The 24,898-nt window shown below is 27.6% G+C and carries 18 protein-coding genes; 13 read left to right on the forward strand and 5 right to left on the reverse strand.

The annotated features are described in order from the left end of the window. The first annotated feature begins 19 nt into the window (after positions 1-19). The 7 genes from ACXYRR_RS02780 to ACXYRR_RS02810 all read left to right on the forward strand — a co-directional run bounded on the left by ACXYRR_RS02780 (position 20) and on the right by ACXYRR_RS02810 (position 11,449). Positions 20-1,597 (forward strand): ATP-binding cassette domain-containing protein, encoded by a 1,578-nt coding sequence (locus ACXYRR_RS02780; protein WP_458597725.1) that lies wholly within the window; start codon positions 20-22, stop codon positions 1,595-1,597. After that, a complete protein-coding gene (locus ACXYRR_RS02785) occupies positions 1,581-2,552 on the forward strand; it encodes an ABC transporter transmembrane domain-containing protein (RefSeq protein WP_458597727.1) in 972 nt (323 codons plus the stop codon). The genes ACXYRR_RS02780 and ACXYRR_RS02785 overlap by 17 nt, the downstream gene beginning before the upstream one ends. Before the next feature lie 37 nt (positions 2,553-2,589). Beyond that, the gene (whiA, locus tag ACXYRR_RS02790) at positions 2,590-3,447 is read left to right on the forward strand and encodes a DNA-binding protein WhiA (RefSeq protein WP_458597729.1); all 858 of its coding nucleotides are present in this window, start codon (positions 2,590-2,592) and stop codon (positions 3,445-3,447) included. 305 nt (positions 3,448-3,752) lie between these two features. After that, the gene (infC, locus tag ACXYRR_RS02795; protein ID WP_458597753.1) at positions 3,753-4,373 is read left to right on the forward strand and encodes a translation initiation factor IF-3; all 621 of its coding nucleotides are present in this window, start codon (positions 3,753-3,755) and stop codon (positions 4,371-4,373) included. After that, positions 4,354-4,542 (forward strand): 50S ribosomal protein L35, encoded by a 189-nt coding sequence (gene rpmI, locus ACXYRR_RS02800; protein ID WP_435129700.1) that lies wholly within the window; start codon positions 4,354-4,356, stop codon positions 4,540-4,542. The genes infC and rpmI overlap by 20 nt, the downstream gene beginning before the upstream one ends. Positions 4,543-4,585: 43 nt before the next feature. Then, positions 4,586-4,936 carry a 50S ribosomal protein L20 gene (gene rplT / locus ACXYRR_RS02805; protein ID WP_458597731.1) on the forward strand — a complete coding sequence of 117 codons (351 nt, stop codon included), beginning with the start codon at positions 4,586-4,588 and terminating at the stop codon, positions 4,934-4,936. 288 nt (positions 4,937-5,224) lie between these two features. After that, positions 5,225-11,449, forward strand: a complete 6,225-nt coding sequence (locus ACXYRR_RS02810) for a glycoside hydrolase family 20 zincin-like fold domain-containing protein (protein ID WP_458597733.1) — start codon at positions 5,225-5,227, stop codon at positions 11,447-11,449. Positions 11,450-11,568: 119 nt separating this feature from the next. Here ACXYRR_RS02810 and ACXYRR_RS02815 read toward each other — a convergent pair whose 3' ends face one another. The 5 genes from ACXYRR_RS02815 to ACXYRR_RS02835 form a co-directional block, all read right to left on the reverse strand. Beyond that, on the reverse strand, positions 11,569-12,516 hold the full coding sequence (locus ACXYRR_RS02815; protein ID WP_458597735.1) for an ABC transporter permease: 948 nt from the start codon (positions 12,514-12,516) through the stop codon (positions 11,569-11,571). Further along, entirely contained in the window at positions 12,516-14,114 is a 1,599-nt protein-coding gene (locus tag ACXYRR_RS02820) for an ABC transporter permease (RefSeq protein WP_458597737.1), read from the reverse strand. The genes ACXYRR_RS02815 and ACXYRR_RS02820 overlap by 1 nt, the downstream gene beginning before the upstream one ends. Further along, a complete protein-coding gene (locus ACXYRR_RS02825; RefSeq protein WP_458597739.1) occupies positions 14,107-16,344 on the reverse strand; it encodes an ATP-binding cassette domain-containing protein in 2,238 nt (745 codons plus the stop codon). The genes ACXYRR_RS02820 and ACXYRR_RS02825 overlap by 8 nt, the downstream gene beginning before the upstream one ends. Before the next feature lie 64 nt (positions 16,345-16,408). After that, on the reverse strand, positions 16,409-17,713 hold the full coding sequence (locus ACXYRR_RS02830; protein WP_458597741.1) for a BMP family ABC transporter substrate-binding protein: 1,305 nt from the start codon (positions 17,711-17,713) through the stop codon (positions 16,409-16,411). 155 nt (positions 17,714-17,868) lie between these two features. Continuing rightward, on the reverse strand, positions 17,869-18,420 hold the full coding sequence (locus tag ACXYRR_RS02835) for an inorganic diphosphatase (protein ID WP_458597743.1): 552 nt from the start codon (positions 18,418-18,420) through the stop codon (positions 17,869-17,871). A 119-nt stretch (positions 18,421-18,539) separates the two neighbouring features. Between ACXYRR_RS02835 and ACXYRR_RS02840 the strand changes: the two genes are divergently transcribed. The 6 genes from ACXYRR_RS02840 (at position 18,540) to ACXYRR_RS02865 (ending at position 24,865) form a co-directional block, all read left to right on the forward strand. Continuing rightward, complete coding sequence (locus ACXYRR_RS02840; RefSeq protein ID WP_458597745.1) at positions 18,540-19,784, forward strand: hypothetical protein; 1,245 nt, start codon at positions 18,540-18,542, stop codon at positions 19,782-19,784. A 1-nt stretch (position 19,785) separates the two neighbouring features. After that, positions 19,786-20,934 carry a DNA cytosine methyltransferase gene (locus ACXYRR_RS02845; RefSeq protein WP_458597747.1) on the forward strand — a complete coding sequence of 383 codons (1,149 nt, stop codon included), beginning with the start codon at positions 19,786-19,788 and terminating at the stop codon, positions 20,932-20,934. A 394-nt stretch (positions 20,935-21,328) separates the two neighbouring features. Then, positions 21,329-21,673 (forward strand): HNH endonuclease domain-containing protein, encoded by a 345-nt coding sequence (locus ACXYRR_RS02850; RefSeq protein ID WP_458597749.1) that lies wholly within the window; start codon positions 21,329-21,331, stop codon positions 21,671-21,673. Positions 21,674-21,823: 150 nt separating this feature from the next. Then, positions 21,824-23,113 (forward strand): nicotinamide mononucleotide transporter family protein, encoded by a 1,290-nt coding sequence (locus ACXYRR_RS02855; protein WP_458597755.1) that lies wholly within the window; start codon positions 21,824-21,826, stop codon positions 23,111-23,113. Between the two features lie 620 nt (positions 23,114-23,733). Next, entirely contained in the window at positions 23,734-24,135 is a 402-nt protein-coding gene (locus ACXYRR_RS02860) for a hypothetical protein (RefSeq protein WP_458597751.1), read from the forward strand. 16 nt (positions 24,136-24,151) lie between these two features. Further along, positions 24,152-24,865, forward strand: a complete 714-nt coding sequence (locus ACXYRR_RS02865; RefSeq protein WP_458597756.1) for a DNA methyltransferase — start codon at positions 24,152-24,154, stop codon at positions 24,863-24,865. The last annotated feature ends 33 nt before the right edge of the window (positions 24,866-24,898 follow it).

A 24,898-nucleotide genomic window follows, 5' to 3' on the forward strand; every position in this document is an offset into this window, starting at 1 on the left:
ATATATATGAAAGGATTTGATGGCAAAAATATTATCTAGGAAATTGTTAATAATTCTTATCTTACTATTTACTTTCTTTTCAACTACATCTACCTTTTTATTGGTATATTTTACTACAGAACTAATAAGTCTACTACAAGAACAAAACCAACAATTTTATACAGATTTATATGCAGATATATCATTAATTTCTATATTTTTAATAAGTAGTATTATCAATGTTTTTCTTAGAAATAAGTTAGATAACGATATTTCAAAATTAGTAACGAATAATATTGTAGACAAAATCTTTAGTGTGCCAAATATAGAGCTTTCAAGTTCAAAATCACAAGAAAATATCAATTGAATTAAACATAAAATCCCAGAATTTCGAAGTATTGTTTTAAAAACTTCATTAGATGCAGCAACATCATTTATAGTAAATATTGGAACATTATTAGTATTAATTATCTTAAGTTATGAACTTGCTCTAATTGGTATAGGTGCACTTATATTACTACTTATTTTCCCTTCCTTTTTAAATCTAATAATTAATAAACATAAGCATACAAATAACCAAAAAGAAACAAGATTTTTAAACTCTCTACAAACAACTTTTAACGGATTTAGACTGTTTTACTATTTAGGAGATGATAGTCATATCATTAAGTATATAGATGAAATTTTGAAAAAGTGAATTATAAGAATAGATAAAGATCATTCTAAAATTAATATTATTGAGACAATTAACAATGCATTTACTTTTCTTATAGGACTCTTTTTAGTTTTTATTACAGGTTTTTTTATAGCCAACCAACATCAACCAGTTGCTATTATTTTTGTACTACCGAGTTTCTTTATCGCTTTTTCATCAAATATTCATAATTTAATTAAATTAAATTCAAAATTAAATGAATATAAAAGTTTTTATAAAAAATTTAATTTTGAATTTAAAGATGTACATCACGATTTTTCTAAAATTACTTTCGGTTCTATAAGTATTAACAACTTAACTTATCAAAATAATAATCACACAATCTTAAATAATATAAATTATGAATTTATCAAAGGTAAATCCTATGCAATAATAGCAAATGACAAAAATACTAGAAACTCATTTATCAACATACTTTTAAAACAAATAAATACATATAATGGACAAATAAGTTTTGATGATAAAAATATAAATAATATAAATACAGCTCAATTTCTTAAAAGTATTAGTTATATAACTTCCCATTATAAGCTTTTTGATGATAGTCTTTATAATAACATTACACTATGAGAAGAAAATCAGGTAAATAAGGTTAAAGTAGTTTTAGATATTGTAGAACTAAAAAACTTAGATATTGATATGCAAATATCAGAGCAATCGCTAAATCGTAGTCAAAAACAGCGAATACACCTTGCTAGAGGACTTTGTGAAGATAATTCTATTATTATCTTAGATGATGCTTTTTCAAATGTTGAAATGAATTATTTAAATAAGATTTTTAGTTATCTTAAAACAAAAAATATTATCGTTATCCATTCAACTGGTAGTATCAAAAATCTAAATCACTATGATTTTATTTTAAATCTTGATAATCAAACGGAGGAATATGAAGAAAGTATTTAAGGATATTAAATTAATATTTATATTTTTTACTCTTTTATCTATATTCATCTCTTTATTCGCTATTGCTATTACTTTTTTAGAAGGATATGCAATTGATGCTTTATTAAAAAGATTTGAAGTAATTAAAAATCATAAGATATTGAATTTTGTTATTTTATTATCTGTTGTATGCTTAGCTTATTTTATTTCTTTAATCGGTAAACATTACTATCAAAAAATAAACAATAAGTTTGTTTTATATATATCAAAATCAATTACCAGCAACCTTTTCTCACAATTTAAAGATGCAAGTATCGAAGTAAAACAAACTTACTGTGTACAAGATATTTTTAAAGAAATAATCGATCAATCAAAAACTATTGATATTCATACTTTTATCCCTTTATCACAATCGATTTCTATTTTATTTACTTATTTAGCTATCATAATATTTTTTGCTATTACAAACTGAATTGCTTTAGTCTTACTCTTGGTAGTTTTAAGTTTTTGCTCGATAATCTATCTTATATTTGCTAAAAAACTTAAAAAAAATTCAAAAGAGAACAATGTCGCTTTTAAGCAACTTATAAATAAATTATCCTACTATATGAAAAGATATCCAGTTCTTTATTTTGCAAATAAAGAACATCTTATCAAGGAATTTATGCAACAAGAAATTTATAAATATTATCAAGCGAACTATAAATATAATTTTATAAATTCTATAAATGATAGTTTTATTAAAATTGTCCTAGAATTTAGTTCTTTCTTAGGTTTGGTTGTTTTAGGAACATTATATTTAAATCAAAATCCCTTTACATCAATTGGTTCAATTTATATATTTAAAAAAGTTATTGAATTATCTAAGAATCAATTACCTTTATTAGCAAATAATATAAAAGTATTAACGACATATAAACACGAATTTACTGTTTATAACTTTCACCATGGAGATTCTAAGAATTTAAGTTTTTAAGTTCAAAAAAATCAATTTAATTTTGTAAAATTTAATAATGGAACACAAAAAGATAAAAAACTCTTTTTCACGCGAAGTAAAAAAGGAAATAATAAATCTAATTAAAAGAGATAATGAATTTGTTGCTTTTTTAAATGGATTTATTTTTTCTAATGCGATTATGTCCGAAACCGAATTTGTTTTAAATATAAGAAATGAATATATTTTTGAAAAACTTGTTAAAAAATTTGAAAAAAAAGGTTTGAAATTTACCCCTAAACAAAGTAAAATAAAAATTAACAAAAAAGATTTTCAAATAAATTTTGAAAATGAAATGAACCAGCAACCCACTTTCTTTTTTGCTGGTGTTTTTGTTGGTGGAGGAAGTATTTCAGATAAAAACTCTACTTCATATCACCTAGAATTAAAGACAAATTATTCAGAACATATAAAAACCATAATTGATAAACTTAATAAATACGAATTTGAATTTAACGTACTAGAAAGAAATTCAAAATTTATTGCTTATACTAAAAAACTTGATAATTTACTTGATTTTTTATCTGCAATAAGTGCTAAAAAATCTTGATTTTCTTTACAAAACATTAAGATAAATCGTGATATGGAAAATTTTTCAAATCGGCTGAATAATATTGATTTTTCAAATTTAAAGAAAGTTACAGATAGTGCAAAAAAACAATTCGATAATATTTGCTATATATATAATAATAATTTAATGAACCTTTTTAATGAAAATCAACTTATTGCATATAGAATAAGAATGGAAAATCCATGGATTTCATTAACTGATATAAAAAATACCCTAGAAGAACATCACAATATTTATATATCAAAAAGTGGAATTAGTCATTGATTTAGAAAGTTAGATAAAGTCGCAAAAGAAAGTCAGAAATAAGAGAAAAATATAATAAATTTTTTATATTTTTGTAATTTAGATATATGCTTTTTCGGAAAATTAAGATATTATAAATTTTAATACTTAATACCAGTTAAAAAAATATATTAATTTCTTTTGTTATCACTACACAAAAATACAAATATGATAAAATATAGAAGCAATAAATTTATTTAATTGCAGAAAGTAGATGAAATCTCACCTGATGGTCATAGCCTTGGGTTTAGCTACAATTAAATGTATCAAACTTCTGATACTTTTAAAGTAGGAGAGCGAATCAAACTTTTTTATAAGGAGACATTATCATACACGACAAAAGAAAAAAACCTACTTCAGAACATTATGTTAACAAAGATATTCCATTTCCAAAAGTTTTCTTAATCGGAAGTGGTGGTGAGAAATTAGGTGTTAAATATACTTCTGAAGCTATTGAAATAGCAAGAAACGAAAAAATGGATTTAGTTTTAATCAGTGTGGAACCTAAACCTATCGCTCGAATTTTAGATTACGGAAAATTTAAATATGATCGTAAAAAGAAACAAAAGGTTATTAAAGAAAAACAAACAACCATTCAAAATCGTGAAATCCGTTTGACTCCTATGATTGGTGAAAACGATTTAACTACCAAAGCAAAAAAAGCTCGCGAGTTTCTTTTTAAAGGTGATCGTATTAAGGTTTCTGTAAAACTTAGAGGACGCGAATTAGGTAGAAAAGACTTAGGTGAAAATATATTATGAAAGTTTTTATCTAAGGTCGAAGATATCGCTGATAAGACAACCGAACCAAAACTTGTAAATGAACGTTTCTTAGACATGAATCTCCAACCAAATAAAACAAAAATCGCTAAATACTTAAAAGAACAGAACCTAAATGCTCAGCATCAAGGTTCTATAGAAGGAGAAACAAATGCCAAAGATGAAAACTAAAAGTGCATTAAAAAAACGTATTAAAGTTACCGGAACAGGTAAGGTTATGAGAGAACAAGCCTTCCGTTCACATTTAGCACAAAACAAAACTACCAAACAAAAACGTCAAGCCCGTAAATCAACTCTTATGCACAGAAGCGACCTTAAAAGATTTAAATCATTGATTTAATCTTTCAGCTTGATATTTTATTAACTAAGAAAGGAAAATAAATATGGCAAGAGTTAAAGGTGGAACAGTTACAAGAGCAAGACGTAAAAAATGAATAAAATTAGCTAAAGGTTACTTTGGACATAAATCAATCGGTTATAAAGTTGCAAAACAAGCAGTTATAAAATCATGAACATATGCATTTAGAGACCGTAAACAAGTAAAGAGAAATTTCCGTAAACTATGAATTGCACGTATTAATGCAGCAACCAGAGCAGAAGGACTTAGTTACTCAAGATTTATTAACGGACTTAAAAAAGCAAATGTTACAATCAACCGTAAGATGCTTTCAGAATTAGCAATCAACGAATCAAAAACTTTTTCTATGCTTGTTAAATTATCTAAGGAAGTTTAGAAAGCACAAAAGAGCAGATGCTCATTTGAGTCAAAATGCAATCTAAAAGCTACACTATAAAAATTAGGTTATTGTGTAGTTTTTTTGTATAACCACAAATTATTTTTCGATGATAAATTTACAATATTAACTTAACAAAAGCAAAAATAATTTTAAACTTACAAAATCATTAACCCTAAAAACTCATTTAATGTAGGATGTAGGCGTGGTATCTCCCAATATCCTACTTTACTACTTTAAAAACCGTTTTTTTTTTTTTTTTTTTGGTTTTAATTTATAATATATTATATGAAACAATATAAAAAATTAAAACATTTGATTTTAGGTGCATCATCAATTGGTGTTATTGCTGTTTCAGCAACAACTACTACAGCACAAAATCAAGATACAACTTCTGCAAGACACTATGATATTGCACCAGAAGTTCAATCTATTACTTATTTGAATAAAACATCCTTGATTTCTAGAGATGTTAATTTAGTTTATGAATCTAATATTGATCAAGCAACTAAAAATCGTCTAAAGGCTGCATTAGCATTTAGAAATATTACATCTTCAGAATCAAGAAATATAGTAGAAGGGAAAACTAATATTCTCGTAGGAATACAAGGTGATAGTGACACCTTAGTTGATGATCAAATTAAAAAAATTGATTCATCAAATGATTTTAATGCTTCTAATTTTGCTAAAAACGATTCATATGTAATTAAAACACAAGATAACTATATTGAACTTTTAGCCAAAGATTCTGATGCTGCTTATTTTGGTGCTACTACTTTGTGACATATCTTTCAACAACTTGATGGATATAAAATAGAAGACTTCACCATTAATGACTATGCTGATATTAAAATGCGTGGAATGATGGATTCGTGAAAATTATATTCATATGCTCCAACTCAAAGTAAGCAAGATATTATTAACTTAATAAATTTTGCATCGTTTTATAAACTTAATACCTACATCTGAAACCCAGATCAAAAAATCTTAGGAGAAAATAAATCAAATCGCAATCAAATTGATAGCAAACCTGGTTGAAGTGTGTTATACACAGCAGATGAACTAAAAGATCTCAAAGATATCACCGAAGCATCAAAACAAAGTCACGTTCACTTTGTTTATACATTAGATGCACTAGGTGATTTTAATGCTAAAAATTCTTCGCAAACATATACCGATGCTGAATATCAAAAAGATTTAGGATTGCTTAAAGAAAAACTATTACAAGTTATCAAAGATGGTGGAGTTCGTCATATTGGAATGTTATCACCAGGTGAAGATTCTACAAAAGTATCGCAGTTATTTAATGATTTAGTAAGTTGATTAAAACAGTTACAAACAACCTATCCAGATTTAAGCACTCAAATTTTATTTGAAGGTAAATATGGTCAAGGTGGTTCTGATTTTACTGATACAAATCACACATCGTTAAATACGGGATATCTACCTTATTATGCTAATTTACCACACGAAGTAATTCCTTTTTTAATTAACGATGCATCAAAAAGATATATTGATGCTTTTACAGTTGATAGATATTCATCTGATTCATATAATATCAAACCTGTGTTTCACAAAACTTTTTCAGTTGATTTAGCAGATAATTCTTGACTACAAAATACCATATTAACTCGTGGAGCAGAAGATTTAATTAAGTTATCTAATAATAACAGTGACAATATCAATCCAGATAAATTTAGTGGATTGGTATTAACTGATGTTAATATCCATCCACAATTTTCTTTGTTTTCATATTATGATTTAGCTAACATCTCTTGAAAAATCTTACCTACACACTCAAATTCACGAAATGAAGCAAAGAAAAAGTTATACTACGATTCGTTTAAAGTGGTTGCATCAAATACACTCCTTGATACTCCAGCATCAATTGCTTTGCGACATGTTGCTAAATATTTATCAGTTGAGTATGCTGGACAAATTAATGTGTTTGGTGATGATCCTTTAAAAGAGGCAGCTACTAATTTTTCAAAATTAGATTTATATACAGGTAATCATTCTACTGAAGCGAATGCATATTTAGAACAATTAGAAAATATTATTTCTGAAATTCAATTACTACAAGATAACAAGGATAATTCATTATTTTTAGCAAACATCAAAGATAACTACTTATCTGCAGTTAAAGATATGTTTTCAGCATATAAATATTATGTGCTAGCTTATTTAGAAAACCAAAAAGTTGCTCCAGTTTTAGACCGAGTAGTTAATTTATATAACATCGGTCAAACTTATTTACAAAATTTTGCAACTTACAAATATGGTGATCCAAAATATGGACAAGTGATTATTAAAAACTTAAATGTAGGTGCAGATGTAATGAAAAATCTGCAATCATATCTACAAGATATAGTTTCAAAATATCTTGATAAAGTTCAACCAGTAGGTGATGATGATAGTGATAACCAACCTAGTGTCATTACTTCAATGTCAGATCCATCTAATGCTTCACTTTCAGATATTTTTATCTTAGGAAACCAAAGACAACTAGTTTATAAAAATAATGGTAGGGGAACTAATAAAATAAAAACAGGTGATTGATTTGGTGTTTCATTTAAAAAACCAATACATGCTAAAGATTTACAAGTAAAATTTGGTTCTAATAATAATAATGGCAATGAATACTTTAAATCCTTTAAAGTACAATATCAACTTTATGGACAAGATGTTTGAAATGATTTACAAAAAGATGCAGATACAGAACATTCAAGTAGTTCAACTAGTAATGATTACACATTAAATGATGGAGCATTAACTACAACTACCGATAATAATAAATGAAATATTAGTGTAAATAAAGATAATGTGTCTGCAATTAGAATCGTAGATACAGAACTTGCAAACACCCAGAGAAATGCTTGGTTTAGAATTTATGAATTTGTTGTAAATACTGATTCTGCACCTAGAATCGGGAAAATTTCAGATAATTTACCAATTTCAGAAGATAATCATAATCATAACAGTGCTGATTCATCGAATAAACAAATATTTAATTTTAAAAATATAACCAATGTTCAAAAATCAATCTTTGATTTATCTACTAATATAAATAACTTTGCTAATAACAAATACATCCAATTTAAATTAACAAATGAATCAGAAGTTACATCAGTAGTCATTGAACAAGGTAATAGTAAATTAAATTCAGGGGTGGTAGAATATTGAGATTCAAATGCATCTACAGTTTCTGATGAAGGTGCTTCTTCATCAGGTACTTGAAAATTATTTGGTAACATCCATAGTGGTGCATATCAAATTATCCGTGGTAAAGCTCGTGCTCAATTTTTTAGAATTAGATCAACAGATACATCACTAACAGGAACTTGAAATCTTGTTTCATTACATCTTTTCGGGCCTTCAAATCAGTTTTTATATACTGATAAAGATGATTCAAATAAAACTAATTTATTTACCACGAAGTTAAATAATAATGAATTTAACTTGTTTGTAGCAACCCCTAATTCTACAACTGCATCATCTTCACAAACTCAAACAACACAAATTACTTTAAATGATGACAAATATGTTGGATTAGACTTATTAAGAATGTATGAACTTACTAATATTAAGTTTAACGGAAATGCTACACTAGATAACAAAGTTGTTTTAGAAACATCAAGAAACGGAATTGAATGAACACAATATACAGGAACACTTGATGATACTAATAAGTTTGCTCGTTATATCCGTGTTAAAAGAGCAACAAATCAAACACCTTCTTTTTCAAATTTAGATGTAAGTGTTCAAAAACCTAAATCATTTGGTACATTGCTTGGTTCAAATGTGCAAATTATTAATGGTTGAGGTAATGATACTCGTTATTCAGATTCTGCATTAGACGGGGATTATACTACATCTGATAATTTTAAAGGATGACCAAAAGCAAATGATTATATTTTATATGATTTAGGTAAGCCTACTACACTTCAATCCCTTAAACTTTATGTAGATCCCAACACATCTGATTATCCACGATTCTTTAAGATATATGTTTCAGAAACAAATAGCAACGAAACAAATAACTGAGATGAAATATTTTATTCAGGGAACAAACAAGCTACATCTGATTCATCTACCACTGTAACAGGACCAACCACCTTTGAAGCAGTCAAAGATTTTCAATATCTTTTTGATAACACTCTATCAGATCAGAGATTAAATTATATGGTTAAAGTTGATCCTCAACGCAACAACTTTACCTATTTTGAAGCAGATGCTAGCAAGATTGCTGCATTAAATAACAAAAATATTAGATATGTAAAAATTGTATTTACCAAAGATATAAATGACTTATTACAAGGAACATCACATAATAAAAATCGTGGTGTAACAATTAATGAAATTGTAGTAAATGATAAATGAGATAATGTACCACATTCTGATGCAAGATTTTCAGGCACTAATTATGAATCTACTTTAAAGATTAATTCACCTAAATACTTTGTAGATGGTGATTATTATACATACTGAACACCTGCTCAAAATAATGGAAATTTAAAATTCTATATCAATCCACAAACATATAATGATAAAGATGTTAATGTCTTTTCTGATGGTAGCGCACAAGATGCAACATTTAATGCAATCTGATATAATACAACTACCAATAAAGAAGAAATTACTAAATTAGGAACCTTAAACCTTGAAGCACTGAGTTTTTCACTTAAAAACTCAGATAATACTAAAAAACTAGTAGGATTCCAAATTAATTGAACAGATAAAAAACCTTTAATTTATGAAATTTCTCCATCTCCACGAGAAACTCAAGACAGCGGAGATCAAACAAATAAACCAACCTTAGCAACCCTAAAAGAATCTTTAGCAACCGCTCCAACTGGATATAATGATTGAACTCAAGATTCTAAAACTCGTTTTGATAAAATAAAGACATCAATTGATGCGATGGCTGCTGAAAATGTTGCATTAACTGATCGTTCACTTCATCAACTTAAAGTTGCTGTTGATGCCGCTAAAGCAGGAACACCAGCAGTTTTGACAGCGAATGTTGCAACCTTAAATAACATCATCAACACTGCATATTCTAATCAATCATACATTCAAGATGCCAACTATGCTAAATATCAATTCTTATTAGATCAAGTGAAACAAATGGCTACTAATCCATCAAAATATTCAAATGATGATTTTAATGAATTAAAATCGCAGCTGGATGCAGCTAAACAAGGATTAAAATATTCTACATATAACCAACAAGTAGCTGAATTTAATATCAAAGAACTTGATAATCTGAATGCAAATCACTATGATCCGCAAACTTATGCACAACTACAAGAAACTAAAAAAGCACTTGAAGCAAAAATCAAGGATGGAACTGCTACTATCGATGATTTTGTTAAACTTAATGCCCAAGTTGCTACCAAAGTTGAAGAACTAAAACCAAATGATTTAGGAACCACATATACAAACCTTGCAGATGCAATTACTAAAGCAAAAACATTTATTGCTGAAAACGCTCTAAAATTCCCACAACAATCACAACAATTACAAAAACAAATTGATCAATGACAGGCAACTTTAAACAACAAAGATGCTAAGTTAGAAGATTTACAAAAAGCTTTAGATCGAATGAATCGTGCTAATGAAGATGCACAAACTCAAAAAGATGAATTAGTTGCTTCATTAGATAATTTATTAACACCACTTGCTAATACTGATGAAATCTATACCGATGCATCATACCAAACATATCTTGATGCAATCAATCAAATTAAAACAATCAATCACGATCCATCGATGTTAACTGCATCAGATATCCAAAAATATGTAAAACAAATTCAAGATGCACAAAGTATGTTAGCGATTTCACCAACTAAACTTGAAACTGCTAAAAAACAAGCTGTCACATTGACCGAAGGTCTAGATTCAGATGTTCAACAAGAATTTAAAGATCAACTTGCAAAAGCAAAAGATACTGCTGCATTAGTTAAAATCATTAATGCAATTAATGATAAAGTGCAACAAAGCAAGAAAAATAAAGAAGTTTTATCTAATAGCATCAAACGTTTATTAGATAAACTAACAAACGAAAAACTCAAAGCAGACTTAGAGCAAGAAGTTAAGGAAGCTAAAACCGAAAATGAATTAGCAAACTTTAAATCAAAAGTGTTACAACTATTAAGTCCAAAACCAACCTTACCTGCTCAGCCAGATACACCAGAAAATGGTGATAATGATACTCAAAAACCAGAGCAAGGCGGAAGCACTAATAACCCATCAAATACCGAAGGTTCAAAACCACAAGAAGGAGGCAATAGTGGATCAACAATCACTCCACCTACTTCCGAAAACAAACCAAAAGACCAAAATCCACAAGATAATAAAAATACACAAACATCAAAAACTGTTGAAAAATATACTGGACTTACTGGTGGAGCAATCGCTGGTATTGTAATCGCTGTATTAGCATTTGTTCTTGGTATAGCAACCTTTGGATATACTTGATTTAAAAACAAGAAGAAAAAATCAAATCAATAATTTAAAACTTCGCATCTGCGATGCCTAAATGCAATATAAAAAGCTACACTATAAAAATTAAGTTATTGTGTAGCTTTTTAAATTGTGTTTTAGAAGAGCAGATGCTCTTTTTGTTTTGTTTATCGTTTTGATTTATCATACGGGATTCCTGCTGCGGCAGGTCCATATGTATTGCGACTTGTAGCAACTAAGACTATTAAAGTTACAATATAAGGTAAGATTTGGAACAAGTCTTTATAACGACGGAATCCTTCCCCGAATGAGATCGCTCCATAAAATGAAATGGAAAGTAGAATTGAGAAGAATAGCGATACTATAATTGAAATTGATACCTTTCATCTTGAAGTTATCATAATTGCTAATGCGATGAAACCAAAACCAGAAACATCCTTAGTCAGTGAAAACTCGGTGAGTCGACTCGATTGAATAAAGATTGAACCAGCAACACCTGAAATTAACCCTACAATCATTAACCCTTGTCATTTCATGCGATTAACATTAATTCCAGCTACATCAGCTGCTTGTGGATTTTCTCCTATCGCTCTAAATCTAAGTCCTCATTTGGTTTTACGCAAGGCAAATCAGGCTAAAAATGTGATTACAACGGTTAAAACAACCTTTAGCGAAAGTATATTCCCATACTTGTTTTCATTGGTATCTAATGCTAGTTCAAAACGGTTTTTAAACTCTACATATTGTCCTGCATATACTTTTGAAGCAAGCAGATACACGATTAAAGCACCAATTCCACCAGCAAGTATATTAATTGCAAATCCTACAACGGTTTGGTCTGCTTTTAACTTTATAACAGCAAACCCGAATAGGAACGAGAGCAACAAAGTTGTAATTGAAGAAAGAAATACTAAAGGAATATTAGTTCAAACATTGTTGGTTTTAATTACTTCAGTAAATATTGTGCTATAAACAGCATATACAGAAGCACCAAACACCATAAATCCATTAATTGCAATGTTAACTATCCCAGCACGTTCGGAGAAAATACCAGAAATTGTTCCTAATAACAAGATACAAAGAAAGAATGCACCATGACTAATAATAATTTCCATTATGCAACCTCCTCTTTGATTTTAAAGGTCTTAAAGTATTTATCTTTTATTTTCTTAATAAATGTTAAAAACAGTTCTTCTTGAAAATGTTTAAAATTGTTTTTTAACATTTTTGCTTCATTTTTATGTTTTCCAAGTAAGTCTCGATAAATATTTAATCCTGCAACTTCTTTTTGGGCATTATGTTGAAATTTAATTTTTGATAACTCATCATACATCTGCATCAGTTGTTCGTTGCTAAAGTCTTTTGAAGCAATAATCCTTTGGGCTACATTATTTTGGTAATCTTTTTCGGTTTTAGCAAAAGCTCGTTTGAGTTTTTGACCTTCAAATCATTTATTTACTAATTTAAAGCGATTCGGAACAAAAATACTAAATTTTTGTTGATAGTATTTTTTAAATTCTTTCCAGTACACTTTATTCGTAATCAGATAACTTTGTTTAAACAATCACCGAAACGGTTTAAATTTATAAAAGATTAGTGACAGCGAAGCGATGAAGATAATAATTCCATAAATTAGCATAAAGAATTCTTCACGAATTGCTTCGCTTCCTTGTGGAATAGCTTGAAAGAAAGTTTCTGATGTATATAGCAGTGAGTATAAAAATGCAGATAAAATGACTCCTATTGGGGAATTTAAAGCAATCAAGGCGATAGCAATCGAATCAAATCCGATGACTATTGGGGAATTTGATGCTTCTAAGGAATTACGTTGTAAGACTATGTAATAAAATCCCGCAAATCCTATGAATGCTCCCGACAATCCCATCACCATTACAGTCAGCATTTTTTCATTTATACCTACATATTTTGCATTAGTTTTATTTAAACCAACCATTTTGATTTTATAACCAATTGATGTTTTTGCATAAATATATCAGATTAAAACTGCAAAAAACCCTAATAAAACTAGTCCTGCATAAATAAAGTTATATGTAACTGTTTCACTAATGAATATTTGTGTTGTTCCTTGGATTTGATCAAATCAAGGTTCTAAACCAGTTCCAAATGCACCGTTATCCTTTTTAAATAAATATTGTGCTAAGTAAGCGATAATTCAGTTAAAAAAGATGGTTGAAATTACTTCATGTACATTTAAATATGCTTTTAAAAGCCCTGATAAAGCACCCATAATAAATGCAACTATAACAAAGATAAATAGCATTATCACAAGGTATGAAACACTTATTTTATTAACGGGTGTTCTTGAAAGAATCAATACAGCAAAAAAGATAATTGCTGGTGTTGTCATCTGGTTTGCAGCACCAATATTAAACAATCCTGACTTAAATCCGATGGAAACACCTATTCCGGCAAAACCGAAGAAAATTAAATAAAGCAATAAATATTTTTGGTTTAATGAATCAAAAGCAAAAGTAAATACATATGTTATAAATGTGAAAAGTCCTGTTTGTCGACCATTTTGACCAGATCTCCCTAAAATCATATAGAAGACTGAAGCAATTAGTAAACCAAAAAATATAGCTCATAAGGATGAATAAATTTTTGTTCGAGTGTTTTTCTTTTCTTCAAACATAAAGAATCGTCGAGTTGATTCCATAAATGAAGCAAATTTACTATCTGCATATTTATGCATTTACACCTCCTTCTTTTTTATGTGCCATATATATACCAATTTCGGTTCTGGTTAAATCTTGAGCTTGTTTTACTGCTAATATTTCTCCACTGTTAATTACAGCAATTTTATCAGCAAGAGCAAGGACTTCATCAAGTTCATATGAAATTAATAAGATTGCCTTTCCGTTTTTCTTTTCTAATAAAATTTGTTCATGAATGTTTTTAATTGCTCCAACATCTAAACCACGGGTAGGTTGAACAATTAAAATAAAATCATGTGGAGTATTCATTTCACGACCAACAATAAATTTTTGTTGGTTTCCACCAGATAATTGTCTTGCTTGTGACAGACCACTTCTTGTCCCACGCACATCATATTTAGTTGTAATTAGGTTGTTTTCTTTTTTAATATTCATATCTCTTAAGATACCAAATCTCACATATTCACTATCTCATAAACGTCTTAATATTGTATTATTTTTGATGTTATAATCTAAAACAAGTCCGTGTTTGTGTCTGTCACTTGGTATAAATGTAACACCTAAACGTGATATGTTTTTTACTCCATAATCAGTAAGTGAAATATTTTCAGTAGTGTCTTTTTTAATCATAAATTTAGCCTGGTTTTGTTTAAATACAAAAAACATATATATAAGCAAACCGATTAAAAAGATACTACTAAAAACGATTACTAAACTTTGAAATACTAATAAAGTTGAACTTCTAATGATTAATGAGAAAACAAAATCAATCAATGCTATTAACGATAATAATCCTATAAGATGAGCACTTAAAAGTTCGTTTTTTTTGTTTTTAAACTTTCCGTAAATTGTTGAATATCAAAATGAATGTAAAACAATTAATCCGAATGCTACAAAACAAATAATCGATATCATTAATAAAACAATTAATGCTACAGTTTTATATTTAAATAACAATCCTACAAATATTAAGGTGAAAAGAAACATTATTATCATACTTGAAAAAGATCAGGTTGCTAGTTTTTGAAATGGTAGTTTCATTTTATTTAACCCATTTAAACGGAATTTATTTATTACATGTTTGATTTGAATTCCAAGTATCAATTTAAAGAATATCCCTAATAATAATACAAATCCAAAAATGAATATGCCACCTAAAATTCTAAATGTAAATTGTTCTGATACTTGCTTTGGTACTGCTATTAATACAATTCCGACTATTAGCATCAATAAACTTAAAACAAACAATCCGATGTTTTTAAATTTATTTGCTCTTGCTATCTCTTTAACACGTTTTTGTGATAACTGAGTTTGTGCTAGTAAAATATCACCAGATATCGGCTTTTTCATTCCACTAACAACATATTCTAAATCTAATTGTCCGTTCCCTTCAACTCCAGCAATTGCTAGTATTTCACCAGATTTAACATCTAATGAAACATTTTTAAGTGGTTTATCTCCTTGGGTTGAAACATTTTGAATGCTTAATACAACAGGATTTTTGGTGGTATCAGAATATTCGTTTCTGGTGATCTCAACATCTCCTCCCACCATTCTTGAAGCCATTTCTTCTATTGATGCATCTTTAACAGCAAAGTCACCAGTTACTTTTCCTAAACGCAGGACGGTAGCATTATCAGAAACTTCCTTTATTTCGCCTAATTTATGTGAAATAAATAGAATTGTCTTTCCTTGACTACGAAATAGTTTAAACGTTTCTAACAACCCTTGAATTTCTTGGTCTGTTAATACGGCAGTTGGTTCATCAAAAATTAAAATATCTGAATCACGATAAAGCATCTTCATAATTTCAACTTTTTGTTGAGTAGCAACCGTTTCAGTTCCAGTAACTTTATTTAAATCAAAGTATAAATTAAATGATTCTTGAATTGCTTTTATTTTCTTTATTGCGGGTTTAAAATCAATGATTCGGGTGTGTTTGTTATTATCTTCACTACCTAAAACGATGTTTTCTAGATTTGTATATACATCTACTAATTTAAAGTGTTGATGCACCATACCAATTCCAAGGCGATTTGCTTCATTTGGTCCATCTATTGAAACTTCTTTATCATTAACTTTAATTATTCCTTTATCAGGTTCGTAAAGTCCAAATAAAATAGACATTAAAGTACTTTTTCCGGCACCGTTTTCTCCTATTAAGGCATGAATCGTACCTTTTTTAACTTTAAATGAAATATTTTGATTTGCTTTTATTTCACCAAAGGATTTACAAATATCAATAAATTCTATTGCGTGTTTTTCCATCTTACTCCTTTAATGACATAATGATAGAAAACACATCAAATATGATGTGTTTTGATAAAACTAATTATTTGTTTACTCCTTCAACAAGTTCATTAATTAAATTAGCTAATTGATCATCTGTATATGCTGTTCCATCAGTAGTTGCTTTATTTGAATCGATAAATGCTTTTTGATCTGCTGTTAATGATCTAAATTTGGTTTCTGCTGCTGTTATAGCTTCATTCATTTTTTCTCTGTTTGTTGTGTTTTTTAATGTAGATGGTGCCAAACCAACTCAACCTTCAGCAAAGTCACCTTTTACACTGTTCTTGTCCCTGAATACAGGTTTTTTAGTATCACCAAATGCTTTTTCTAAAATTGAATCATAAACAGCTTGAGCCATATTTTTAAGCACTGATGTTAAGAATCTATCAGGTGCAGAAAGTGATTTACCTTGGTCAACATCCACTCCTACAATATATGTAGATTGGTTGTTTTGATTAAGCTTATCTAATGTCGCTTTTGTAGCAGGTCCAGCTACTGGGTAAATTAATACTGGGTTAGAAGCTAATGCAGATGTAATAACTGGGTCCATTTGAGGTCCGGGTTGAAACCCTGAATCTAATCTAACTGCTTCATGAGTAACTTTTTTGCTTGGATTTTCTTTGTTTCATTCTAAAATACCTTTTAGATATCCAGTAATATAGTCGGTTACACCGTGAAATGCTCCACCACCAAATGATGAAAGTTTTTTATCAACTTCATTTTCTGCAACATATTTAGCTAATGCATAACCAGCCATTCATGATGCTTCGTTTACATTAAAGTTAATATTATAAATATCAGGATAATTAAGTTCAGTTGGATTTAATGCAAAATCCACATTAAATATTTTTACTCCTTTTTGTTTTAATGCAGCATTATTTTGTTGAATAAAGTTTTTAATGTGATCAATATGGGTAAATCCTGAAAGAACTCAAATTTTTGCTCCCGATGTTAAAGCAGCTCTATATGAATCGTCATATTTACCTTCTCTTGGTTCACCTGATTTTACTTCAAGTTGATTTTTTCCATCTTTTCTTGTTTGATCTAAAATGGTTAATGCCGCTTCTCATTGTGATTGGTTAAATGATTTATCAGTTACATGTCCTGTGTCAGTAATAACATATATTTTAGTTCCTACCATACTATCTGGTAATGTAAATGTGTTATCTTTAGTAATTGTAGCAACACGTTCATTTGGATTAATGTAATTGCTTGGATTAGGAATATCAAGAACTTCCTTATTTTGGTTTTGAGTCTTTGTTCCACATGATGCTGCAATCAATGCAGTTGTAGCAGCAATCGGTGTTCCAAACCCAATTAAAAATTTCTTAAATTTTTTTGTCATATTATTTTAAATCTCCTATTTATATATGTATAAATTTTATAGAATTTTTCAGTTTTTATTTGTATTTAACTATGATATAAACAAATTTCTTGTTTCAAAATTGCAAAATTATGAAAATAAAATCATTTTTATATTAAATAAGCGAATAAACTTATTTATTTATATTTATCAGGATGTTCTTTTTGCATCTTTTTGATAAATTCTTTTTTATCCATTTGTCCATATTTTTGCATTAACTCAATGCATTCTTGGTATTCTGATAATGCTCAATCAACATCTTCAAATCCAGAAATCTCAGTAATATTAGGTCTTTTTCAGTTTTTATATGTTGAAAAGAAGGTTTTTACAGTATCTAAAAATGGTGCCGGCAAATCTTTTAAGGTTTTTATGTTATCTAAACGATAATCATCAGCATGTACAGCAATTAATTTTGTATCGGTTTCTCCATCATCAATCATTTTCATCGCTCCAATAATGCGAGCTTTCAACGAAACACCAGGAATAAATGTCTCAGGTGAATATAATAATACATCTAATTCATCTCCATCTCAATCTAGAGCATCTGGGACAAATCCATAATTGCATGGATAAACAAAATCGTTACGTAAAATTCTATCAACTTCTAGTTGCTTGGTTTTTCGATTATATTCATATTTTATCGCAGAATTCTTTTGAATCTCTATTTTTACATTAATTATATTTTTCATATTTATATTATATATAAAACCTTGAAATACTTTATATCCTGTTTTATCTTTTTAATATTTACAAAAATGCATTGAAATGTTTATATAAAAATATAATTTAATCAACTTATTGGAGAATGATGAATCTAAAAAGTGAACAATTAAATATTGATAATTCTGTTTGTGTCGATTTGGATCAAATATTAAGTTATGATGAAAAATTTCAGCTACTTAATAATTTGCTAGATAACAAAATAAAGATAGAAAAATGTAATAAAAATGCTAAATTTTTCAAATATTCCAGTTTAAATAACACAGACATTTTTCTTCTTATTGCTAATATAACTTATTTAGGTGGGAATGGACAACATCCCATTTATAAAAAGAGAATTCAACTAAAATCTTGATATAAGGATGTGATAAATACCAACAAAAATACCTTTATTCTTGGTATATACAAATATAATACAAATATCATATTTGTTTCTTTTGATACAAAAACTTATATAAACAAGAAAATGAATAATTCATCAGCACATGTATATATAAATGATTTAAGTCAGGGGTTGTTGTATGGAATATTTGAAAAATATGATAAAAATAACAATAAAATAACTGTAATCAGAAGCGATAAAATTAAAGATTATTTGAACAAACGAATAAATAATAATCCATCATTAATAAATCAAATAAATTTATTTAATCTTTCTTTAAAATGAAATATACAAATTAAAGGTATTGATGCATATAAACAGATGTTTTGTGCAAACTTTAAAAACACATTTCAAGTAGAATGAAGTGGTTGATATTTAGAATATTTATTTGAAAAATTCATTAAAGATAATAAGATATATAATATTGTATATACTAATTCAGAAAACATAAATAAAAAAGAATTTTTGGATTTTGATTTATATTTTAAAAATGATGATTTTTATGGTGATTTAAAATCAAGCGATGAAAATAACATACAAATTATTGGAAATGATATAGAACACATCAATGATGCTTTAATAAAACACAATAAATTATGATACCTAATTTATGAACATAGTTCATTAAAAGATAAAGATAGTAACACAAATTATCAAACTACTCGGTTTTGAAACAATTTAAAACAACATAGAAATATCAAACAAATTGATGATTTTATCTCCGAACAACAAGATATTTCTTCATTAAGTTATATCAACAGAATGAAACATTCTATAAAGTTTAAGAAGATGTATATTCTAGAAGTAAATAAGATAAATATCAAATATGTGTTCAACTTATTTAAACAAGGTAAACAACCTGATGGTAGTTTAAGAAAACCTAAATATTCAATCAATAAAAATGCTATAGATAACTTTATTATATATTCATTTGATGTAGAAAGGAAATAAAATGAAATTTGTCGATTTGTTTGCTGGTATCGGTGGTTTTCATCAAGCGATGAAAATTGTTGATAAGGATTCAATTTGTGTTCTTGCATCTGAAATAGATAAAGAATGTGTTGCTGCTTATTATGATAATTACCATCTTGATTCGAATCTAGATGTTGTTAATATAAAAGTGGATTCGATTCCACAACACGATATTTTATTCGCTGGATTTCCTTGTCAGGCTTTCTCAAAAGCAGGTAAACAAGAAGGTTTAAACGATACAAGAGGTACCTTGTTTTTCCAAATTGAAAGAATTTTAAAACATACTAAAACAAAATACATCTTATTAGAAAATGTTCGTAATCTTATTAGTCACGATGGTGGTAGGACATGAAAAATTATTCAAGAAAATCTATATAAATTAGGTTATAGATTAACTAAAAATCCTCTCATACTAAGCCCGCACCAATTTGGCATCCCGCAAATTCGCGAACGTGTCTATATACTAGGTAAATATGACCCAAAAAACAAAGATGTTCCTTTAAATATCTCATTTCATAATTTAATAAAAAAAGATGCAAATTCTGTTAATGATATTTTGGATAAAAATATTGATAATTCAAAATATCATATTAGTGAATATGATGAAGAAGTACTAAATTTTTGAAATGATTTTTATTTAAATATAAATCAAAAAGTTATTGGTTTTCCTGTTTATATTGAATATTTAAATAACAACGATGTCGATCCTTTATTTCCGAAATGAAAACAAGATATTATTAGAAAAAATCAAAAACTATATAATCAAAACAAAGCTTTTATCGACAAATGAATATCAAAAGATATTTCACACTTTAGGAAAACTCATCAAAAATTTGAATGACAAGCAGGGGATAAAATCAACAACATCTGAGAAGGAATCATTCAATTTCGTCCTTCTGGTATAAGGGTTAAAAAACCTGATGTATTCCCTGCATTAGTCGCGATGGTTCACATTCCGATAATAGGTAAATACAAAAGAAGACTAACACCAAGAGAATGTGCAAGATTACAAAGTTTTCCAGAAAATTTTAAATTACATCAAAATGATCAAAAAGCATATAAACAACTAGGAAATAGCATAAATGTTACAGTGGTTTCAGAACTTATTAAGAAACTTTTAAAGCAGTAAATAAATGTTAAAAACATAAATTATTTTGAAAATGTATAAGACTTACAAAATCACTATTTTAACACCAAATAGCAATTTATGAAAATATATGAAACGAATTACAAAATTTAGCACTCAAATGCTTGAGTTGCTTTGTTTTTTTTTTTTTTTTTGTAGAATAAAAAAGTATAAATGCTTATTATGCAAAAAAATTTTTAATTATAAATAGGAGGTTTTATGCCTGGAAACAAAGGAAATAACAGACCAGATAACGATCCAAATCGTGCTGGATTACCATCAAAAACCGGAAACCCATCTGGTGGTGGTCGTGGAAACAACAACCCTAAAAAATAAATAGTTTATTTTTATAAGGTTTATACATTTTAATATTTAAACATTTTACAAAGGAGATATTATGACAACAAAAGCAGAAAAATTATGAAGATTACAATTTGGTGATAGTAATACAGGAAAAGATTATGCAGGAACTATTGTTCATTTTGATGAATATGGTAAAAAATCAGTCTTTGGATGAAATATCGAACATATTACACCAGAATCATTAGGTGGAACCGATGCATATACAAATCTTACAGTTGCTAATGTGAATAACAACTCATTAAGAGCAGATCGTACTTCATGAAATTTAAACGGAACTAATTTTCAAGTTAAAAAGATTGATGGTTACAGCAGTAGTGGAATTTATGATATTTCAAATCCACATCAACCAAAGCTTCTTACAAAAAGTCACAAATTTTAATAGAGGTTTATAATAACAAGAAGATTAAAATACGAAATCTTATTATTAACTATCATTTCTGCATTATTAATTTTTCTTTCTTTATATGATTTAGATTCACTAATTTGAATTTGAGAAAGGGATATAGATACTTGGAAAAAGGTAGTTAATATTTTTGTTGCTTTTTCTGGGATATTGGGTGTTTTCTCTATTATTTTGTTTGCTAAAAGAAAGAAAATTGCTTATATTTTAGCTATTACTAATGCTATTTTATATCTTTTCTTTTCTTTTACAAACGGATTAGTTATAGATGGATTTATCCAAATTCTTTATATCTTTATTTTGTTTTATATCTATATAAAACAAATACTGATTCATAAGAACAATAAAAGGATTAGGGAACTAAGACTATCATCGTATGCAGCGATATTATTCTTTATAATCTTTGTAGTAATTTCAACATCATTTTACTTTTTAAACCCATACACCAATGATTTTATTAGTAAATTGCTTAGGATAAACTACATCGAATTTAGTTCTAATTTTAAGTATAAAACATCAGCATCTGCAATCCTTGCTATATTTAATGCAATATCTATTATCGCATTGATTATGATGGCGTTTGGATTTCGATCAAATTGAATAATTTGATGTTTTAAAAACATCATCTGCTTTGTTTTCTTCTCTGGTATTGGTTTTTTAAGTTGAACCTTGATATTTATTAACTTTATATATTTATCCATATCTATATATTTATACTTAATCACATCAAAAGAATCAAGATTATCAATTGCTTTTGTCGGTATGGGTGCAAGTGGAAAATCCAGTATTATCAATAATCTCAGAAAATTTTTAAATCAAAATAACATCCAAATTATTGATGAAAGACTAAAAGATGAAAAGATTTTCATAGATTATATGAATGATATGAAGAAAAACGGATATAGAACTCAAAAAATATTCTTTAAAGATCGATATATACAAATCAAGCAGATGCAAAATTTCAATAAATCCTTAATAGATAGACATATGATAGATGATTTCTTGTTCCCAAAATGTTTAATTAAGATAAATTATTTTACTAAATGACAAAAATTTGCTTGAAACTACTTCTATCATCCTTGATATAAGTTTTTGCTTTCTTTGGAACCAAAAATTGATTTAGTCTTTGTAGTTTTAAAAGATATAGACTTTATATGAAAAAATCGCTTATATGCAAGCAAAAACCACCAATTACAAACAGAACGATATCGCAGAACGATTGAATTGAAGAACAAAGAGTTTTTTAAAGTTGTAAATATTGAGTATTTAAATAATAGGCAACTAGGTAAATTACTTTCAAAGAATTTAAAAATTTACTCTAAAGAACATCATACATTTATAAATATTGAAAAAGATATAGCATCATCAAAAATTAAACAAATAATCAAATCAAAATTAAAAGAAAGTTTTAAATTATAATGGAATTTATTTTATAAGTCATGCCTTTGGTTTTCAAGGGTTTGCTTTTTATAATTTTTTCATAAATATTCTGTGTTTTTCTTTAAATTTCTTTGTTTTTTTTGTAATATTGATTTGATTCTTTAAGAAAAGAATTTGTTTACTATATGGAAAGCAGGTATTATGAGAATTGCAGGATATTGAAGAAGATGAGAAAGTCGTTTTATAAGCAGTTTACTAGTTACGGTAACCTTTGGAATTATGGGAATAGTTTTTCTAATTAATTTTATACAAGGTAAACAAAATTTAGTGATGAATGCTGTTAATATTACATATAGTCATGGAAGTGGAGAATGTTAAAATTATGACTTTTTAGAGCTATATGAAGAATGCTTATTTTTACATTTATCATAGACTTTTTTACTATTATAATGAAAAAAGGAACATTTCCTGAAAAGTGAGCAGATAACTATATAGTTATTAGAGATTAATTTTCCATATATAATACCTTTGATTCATTCAAAGGTATTTATTTTTATATTTTTCTTTCCTTTTCTCTGTATGAATTTCTTTTTAGTTTAAATATAGTAAAGTCTTTGAGATCATAGTAAAATATTTACATAATATATGTAAGGAGAATCATGACAAAAAACAAAACTAAGTTAACTGCTAAAGAAACTAAATCTTTAGAAATACTAAAAAATCAATATAAACAAATTATCGATGATCTTTCACCGACAGAATTTAATAAAGATCAAAAAGATCTTGCTAAAGAAATCATTGATAATTGCACAAATCCAAATAACATACAATATATTTTTCAATTTATTGCACAGAGGGTAAAAACAGGTTTTACCTTTGATGCAGCACCCGAAAGCAATAGCAAAACTATTGCTATCTTAAGAAAAGATGATAAATTATCATTTAATTTTGATGATAAACTGCCAAAAGACCAAAACACATTAATCATAGGTGAAAACTATGATGCATTAAAGAATCTAATACTCATAGAGAGAGAGAGAGAGAGCGGGGTTAGATTATAAATATGATGTAATTTATATCGATCCTCCTTACAACACTGAAAGATCTGCATCAGATGGAAATAATGTTGCAGATGATACTGAAAACAAGAAAAACAAAACTTTAATTTACCGTGATAAATATACTAGAAACGGTTGATTAAATATGATGAACGAACGACTTCGTATGGCAAGAGAACTTCTCAAAGATGATGGAGTTATTTTTGTTTCAATCGATGATAACCAACAAGCATATTTGAAAATTTTAATGGATGAAATTTTTGGTGAAAATAATTTTGTAGCATCATGTATATGAGTAAATAACTTTGGAGGAAGAAGTGATAAAAATAACGTTGCTTCTTGTCATGAATATATACATATTTATGCTAAAAACATAGACAATTTAAGTTTTAAAAAAGTCGGGATTCAAGAAAATACAAACAAATGAAAATTTAACGAAAAATTAAATTTATATGAAAAAGAATTATATCCATTGCAAAAAGGTGGTGGAGCAGAAACATTAAATGAGAGACCAAATATGGGTTATATTATTTGATGAAACAAAGAAACAAATGAGTTTATTATTGATAATGATGGTATAAAAAATAAGGTAAGCGATAAAACATCAAGTAGTGATTTTAACTTTATATATGACTTTAATACACCAAAACGAAAAACTCTTTTAGAATCGGGATTTATACATATCACTCCTGCTATAAAAAAGAATAAGAATAAAGTAGGACAAAAAGATTAACAATTAATTCTGTTAATCTTTTTGTTTTATTAA

The sequence above is a fragment of the Mycoplasma sp. 246B genome (assembly GCF_054353935.1).